Source organism: Vicinamibacteria bacterium, assembly GCA_035620555.1.
Classification (GTDB): domain Bacteria; phylum Acidobacteriota; class Vicinamibacteria; order Marinacidobacterales; family SMYC01; genus DASPGQ01.
In genome coordinates, this window is record DASPGQ010000771.1 from 1 (window position 1) to 6,120 (window position 6,120).

General features: G+C 62.6%; 6 protein-coding genes. All 6 read right to left on the reverse strand.

Annotation, left to right across the window (positions count from 1 at the left end; translation table 11 throughout):
* The coding region (locus VEK15_31140; protein ID HXV65191.1) for a prephenate dehydratase domain-containing protein at positions 1-1,762 on the reverse strand (1,762 nt) is incomplete at its 3' end.
* 220 nt (positions 1,763-1,982) lie between these two features.
* A complete protein-coding gene (locus VEK15_31145; protein HXV65192.1) occupies positions 1,983-2,843 on the reverse strand; it encodes a tetratricopeptide repeat protein in 861 nt (286 codons plus the stop codon).
* 19 nt (positions 2,844-2,862) lie between these two features.
* On the reverse strand, positions 2,863-3,969 hold the full coding sequence (locus VEK15_31150; protein ID HXV65193.1) for a thiamine pyrophosphate-dependent enzyme: 1,107 nt from the start codon (positions 3,967-3,969) through the stop codon (positions 2,863-2,865).
* On the reverse strand, positions 3,966-5,096 hold the full coding sequence (locus VEK15_31155) for an aminotransferase class V-fold PLP-dependent enzyme (GenBank protein ID HXV65194.1): 1,131 nt from the start codon (positions 5,094-5,096) through the stop codon (positions 3,966-3,968). The genes VEK15_31150 and VEK15_31155 overlap by 4 nt, the downstream gene beginning before the upstream one ends.
* Before the next feature lie 74 nt (positions 5,097-5,170).
* Entirely contained in the window at positions 5,171-5,656 is a 486-nt protein-coding gene (locus VEK15_31160) for a GNAT family N-acetyltransferase (GenBank protein HXV65195.1), read from the reverse strand.
* Between the two features lie 7 nt (positions 5,657-5,663).
* Positions 5,664-6,120 (reverse strand): hypothetical protein (locus VEK15_31165; protein ID HXV65196.1); only part of this gene is annotated, 457 nt, incomplete at its 5' end.

Genomic DNA, 6,120 nt, shown 5'->3' on the forward strand with positions numbered 1-6,120 from the left:
CCGTCTCGAACGTCCGAATTCCGCGCTCGCACAGGAACACCTGCTGGTTGCCCCCCGCGAGAATGTACTCGGCGGCCTGGAGGAGCTCCTCGAGCGATGAGCTCATGCCCCGTTTGAGCATCACCGGACGTCGCGCTCGCCCGGCCTCGGAAAGGAGCGTGAAGTTCTGCATGTTGCGTGCCCCGATCTGGAGAATGTCTGCTTTCTCCGCCACGCGCGCCACGTCCTCGGGTGACAGCACCTCGGTTACGATAGGAAGGCCAAACTTCTTGCCGGCTTCGACGAGCATGTCGAGGCCATCGTAACCGAGCCCCTGAAAACTGTAGGGGGACGTGCGCGGTTTGAAGCATCCGCCTCGCAGGATCTGTCCGCCATTCTGCTTCACCTCGCGAGCGCAAGCCATGATCTGGTCCAGCGACTCCACGGCGCAGGGTCCGGCGATTACGACGACCTCCGGTCCCCCGATGCGCGCACCCTTGACTTCGATGACGGTGTCATCTTCTTTGTAGTCCCGGCTGGCCAACCGATAGCCGTTCGGCTTCGGCCTTTCTTTCGACGGAAGCGATCGCGGCAGGGGCGCGCTCTCACCCGCGGCGCTCGAGCTCGGCTGCCGGAGCTTCACTTCGCGAGCGGGCAGATCTTGTGAGGGATAGCAGCCGAGGACCTTGATGAAGCGAGCGGTCCGGGTCGCGTCGTCGACCGCCTGGCGTACGTTTTCATCCTCCAGGTTCCCTTCGAAGTCCAGGTAGAACATCTCCTCCCAGGGGTTCTCGATGATGGGGCGCGACTCCAGTTTCGTCAGATTGATCCCGTGATCGCGGAAGACCATCAGGGTCTCGAGAAGCGAGCCCGGCTGCTGTCCCGTCATCATGACGATGGAAGTCTTGCAGGGGATTCGCGAGTCGACCCGGATGGCTTTTCGCGACGCTACGATGAAACGCGTGTAGTTCTCCTCCTGATTCGCGATCTTTCTCTCGAGCACCGAGAGGCCGAATATCCGGGCCGCCTCTTCGCTCGCGATCGCCGCGTGGGTCGGCCGCCCTTCTTCCTTGATTTTCCTGCCCGAAAGGGCGGTGTCGGCGAAATATTCGATGCGGGCGTTGGGGAATCGGGAGATGAAATTGCTGCACTGAATTACCGTCTGCGGGTGGCAATAGATTCTCTCGATTTCTTCGATTCGGGCATCGGGAAGACCCAGTAGACAGTGGTCGACCTTGAGCTTGATCTCGCCGACGATCGACACCTGAGCGTGCAGCAGGAGATCGTAGACCTCGTTGATTCCGCCGGAGGTCGTGTTCTCGATCGGCAAGACCGCCAGGGTGGCGGTACCTTTCTCCACGGCGTCGACGACTTCTTTGAAACTGTGGCAGCCGAGATAAGTGGCGCTTCCGCCTTTGCGAGCGAAGTGCTTCAGGGCTGCGAGATGGCTGTAGGAGCCCTCGATTCCCTGAAAGGCCACCCGAACCGGTGAACGCTCCTCGTTCGCCCTCTTCTGGAAATACTCCTGCTGCTGCCACAGGGAATCCTCGAGGATCTCGGCGAACAGAGTCGCCACCAGATGCGAATCGAGCCCGTAGGCCTTCCCCTCCTGGATGCGGTTCGCGAGGAGCTCGGCTTCCCGAGCCCGGTCACGAAACCAATCGGGCTCCTTCTCCTTGGCGCGCGCGGCCTCGACGCTCCTCTTGCGGCGCTCCCCCAGCAATTTCAGAATGTCCCGATCGAGCGCGTCGATCTGACGCCGAACGGATGCGATGTCCTTCATTTCGGAAAACCTTTCGAAAAGAACAAACTCGTTTCGTCATAGTGGCGGGTTATGGAGGAAAAGTATATGGCGCGCTAGGCGCCAAAATAGAAGAAGCGGACGGCGACGACGGCGGGGCCGAGCTTCATCGAAACAAGCGCTCCGGGGTTCACCTGTCGTCCTCCGAGGCCCAGTCTGCCTCAACTCCCGGCTGCCGTCAACAGGAAGTCTCGGGCAGGGGTCAGTGCAGGAGACGGCTGAGCTTGGTGCGGTACTCGTCGGCGAGCTCACTCCGGACGCCGACGACGTTGAAAATGTCCACCATCAGCTCCTTCGCCTCTCCTTCGGCGAGCTCCCGGTCGGCTCCCGCGGCGTGCAGCAGGGCGTCCAGGGCTTCTGGGTATCGTCGCTGCGATGCCAGGAGCTTGCCGAGCTCGATCAAGGATCGTCCATCGTCAGGATCCACCTGAAGCTTCTTGCGCAGGTCGGTCTCGGAGATTTCCGGCGCGAGATCGTGGAGGGGCAACTCGGAGCGCAGGTGCTCGATGCGTTGGGCCAAGGGTCCCAAGGGCTCGAGACCTTCCACGAGCTTGGCGACTTCGTCGCGAGCGTCACGTTCGACGAGGAGCTCCGCCAAACCGACGCGAGCCCCTTCGTGACCGTCGTCGAGATCGAGGGCTTTGCGATACAGTCCTTCTGCCGAGCTCGTGTCCCTCGCGCGAAGATTTTCCGCCCTCTCGAAGAGCTCATCGGCCTCCGACGGACAGACCTTGGCGAGGAACGAACGCACAGCGTCTTCGGGCAGCGCTCCGGTGAATTGGGCGACGGCCTCGCCCCGGCGGAACGCCATGACGGCGGGGATGCCCCTTATCCCGAAGAGCTGCGCGAGGCGAGGGGCACGATCGACGTCCACCTTCGCGAGAACGAAACGGCCGCCGAGCTCGCTCGCCAGCTTTTCGAGCGTCGGCCCCAGAATGCGGCAGGGACCGCACCATTCCGCCGAGAAATCGACGACCACCGGAACTTCGTGTGAGCGCTCGAGCACTCGCCGCTCGAACAGGTCTTCGGTGACGTCTTCCACCCAGGGGTTCGCTTCGCTCACCCGCATCCCTCCTTGGTTCTCATCGTTCGGCGAATACGCCGGTTTTTTGTGACGAGGCATCCGGCACCGCCCGTTCGCGGCTGGCGAGAGCCTCCTCGAGTCCCCGCTGCACTTCCTTCTCGACCTCGGCTTCGGCCTTCTCCAGGGCCTCACGATTCGAGACCGATGCCGACAAATGGAAGCTCGCATCGGCCAGGTAGGTCTCGTACATGCCAATCGGATCGCGCTTGCCCCAGTAGACGAACTGTTCCTCGGGAAGGATTCGACGCGACTCACCCTCGTCGTGGGTCGCGTGGCCACCCATCCGGAAGGTCCTCGCGGTGATGACGACGGGACCCTTGCCAAGCCGACAAAGCTCCGCTGCGAGAGAGGTCGTGGCGTAGACGTCCAACACGTTGTTTCCGTCACACGTGTACTTCATCGCCCCGTAGATGGTCGCCGTCGCTTCCATGGGCGCCGCGCTGTGGGAGGCGACCGGGGTCCCGAGGGCGATCTGGTTGTCTTGCACGAACACGACCAGCGGAAGCTTTAGCCTCTTCGCGCACATCAGGCCTTCGTGGAAAGCGGTCGTGCGCGTGCTGCCTTCGCCGGCCCAGGTGAGCGCGAGGTTCTGCTTTCCTCTGAACTTGAAGGAGAGCGCTACTCCGGCACACACGGGCACCAGTGCTCCCACCATGCTGATGGGAGCGATCACCCCTTTCTCGAGGTCTCCGACATGAAGGTCTCGCCCCCGCGTCGGCGAGTCCTCGGTGCCGAGATAGCCGCGGAAAAGGCTCGCCAGGCTCATGCCCATCTCGTGGCAGGCGCCGGCGTTGCGGATCATGGGTCCCACCACGTCGCCGGTCCGCAGGGCATGCACCGCGCCGATGGTCACTGCCTCCTCGCCGGTGCCGAGCCAGGCCTTGGAGATGATTCCCTGGCGGACCCAGCGCTTCAAGGAGATGTCGTGAAGACGGTTGCGCACCAGCCCCCGGTAGATCGCGAGATGTTGTTGTGGAGCGAGGGCCTCGATGAGGCTCGTGCGGTTCGGGTCGAGCACCAGCCGCGCTCGAAACTCGGCGATCGCATCGTGGTCGGGGCGCCAGTCCTGATACTCTCTGGGATCGAACGCGCTATACCGCTTCATGATCCGGAGAGACTCTCCGTCACTTCGAGAAGGCGCTCGACGTCTTCGCGAGTGTTGAAGAGAGCGATTCCCACGCGTATCTGGGTCCCTTCTTCGCGGAAGCTCACGGCGATCTCTTCGTCTCGAAGCAGCTTCTGGGCTCTCTCCCGATCGGTACCGTGATGGAAGGCCACGATCGCCGAGCCGCTATCCGGCGGTGTTCTGACCCGAAATCCTTGCTCGACGAGTCCGCGTCTGAGCTCTTTCGCGAGCGGCAGCGTGTGGTCCTCGATGGCTTTCAATCCCACTCGCTTCAAATACTCGAGGGCGGCGCCGAGCTGGTACAGCGGGCCGAACGCCAGGGTGGCGTACTCGTACTTGCGCGCGTCGGAGTAGAGCTCGAACTCGTAGTCCGGACGCTCCTCCGCAACCGAGAGCGCTCCGAGGCGATCGGGCGGCACTCGATCGAGGTGCTCCTCGCGAATGTAGAACGGGGCTATCCCGAAGCTGGCAAGGAGCCACTTGTAGGTTCCGCTGGTCATAAAATCGACCCCTTCGGCGTGAAGGTTCGTCGCGAACATGCCGAGCCCCTGGATGCCGTCGACGTAGAGATAGGCGTTGTTCGCGTGGGCCAGATCGGCGAGCTTCCGCAGATCGTGGCGAAACCCGTTCTGGTGAGACACCCAGGACACCGACAAAAGCCGCGTCCGGCGGTCGACCAGCGGCTCGAACTGCTCCGCATCCGCTCGTCCCTCGACCGAGCGCGCCACGCGGAGCTCGATGCCCTTCCGCCGCTCCAGCGTCTTGTATAGGGCGTAACTCGTGGTGTAGTGGAGGTCATCGACGACCACATTGTCTCCCGCCGACAATCCCAGAGTCCCGGCCACGAGGTTCTCCCCTTCGCTCGTCGCGAACAAGAACCCCACTTCCGCAGGACCAGCCCCGAAGAGATCGCCGAACGCTCGCCGAACTTCGTTTGCCTTCTCGAGCATGGCTCCGAGCGAGATCGGCCGTTCGGCCTTTGCCCGAACGAAGTCGATTCCCGCCTCGGCCACCGGTCGCGGGACCGGACCGATATAGGGCGTGTTCAGGTAGGTTCCGTGTCTCACCGCGTCGAAATCGTCCCCGATCCCGAGTGGATGCGTCACGGGTTGGGCGCTCCTGCCCGTCCGACTCGCTGCCATAAGAGACGTGGACACAACGAACTCACGTCGACCGAGTTTCATGGTCCTGAATCCCGTTTCGTCACGCGCGTCATGAAGCGCGCCCGCTGCCCCGATGGATAGAGACCGACTCCCTGACGCATTCTGAACCCCCTCGAAGCGAACAGTCGCTCGGCGCGCGAGTTTCCCTCGGCGACCGACAAACGGATCTCGGCGGCATCTTCTCCCAGAGCGATGCTGGCGTCCAGAAGCGCGCCTCCCACGCCGCGGGACTGATACGCGCGGGTTACTCCGATGGCGAGAAGCTCGGCCACGGTGGCGTCTTCCTCGGGATAGACGGCAACCATCGAGAAACCCGCGGCAACCTCGTCGATCTCGGCGATTTGCGTCGTCACTCCGGAATCCTGAAACCAACTCTCCAGATAGCGTTCATAGCTGCCGTAGCCGAGGAAGAGCTCGCGTGCGAGTTTCTTGACGAAAGCGAGATCCCCGAGTCTCGCGGGACGGACAACGACCGCGCGGGTACTTACACCGATTGGCTGCAAGACTCTCTCAGAAAGGACCGGGCAAATCCTGTTCGACCGTGCGGAAATCGACTACCGGCGAGGTCACGACTCTGAGAGACTCTGTCGAAATCTCGCAGCACAGGCCGATGCCGATCCAAGCCACTTTGATGAGCGTGCCCCCGTAGCCGGAGCCGCAAAGGTAGCCGATGGTCTCGACGGGGAAGAAACGCCCGCCCTGGACGACGATCTTCCAGTGGTTCGGCTCGAGCACGGTGATCCGGTACAGGGTGTTCCGGGTCTTTACCTCGATGCGAGTCAACGCCTCGAGCTTACCCACGTGGAGTCCTCGACGATCGACGATGGAATCCGTGAACCCCGCGAGGGTGCAATAGCTGGGCACGAGAAGCTGTTTGGAGTCCGTCGTCCCGATGTGGGTCGTCGTCAGAGCCTGTGGCTTTTCCATGATGAAAGGACTCAGTACTCGAGAAGGGCCCGGCCGATCT

Bases quoted from the DNA above. Each gene is read 5' to 3' on its own strand.
- VEK15_31150 (HXV65193.1), bottom strand. From the start codon at position 3,969: ATGAAGCGGTATAGCGCGTTCGATCCCAGAGAGTATCAGGACTGGCGC.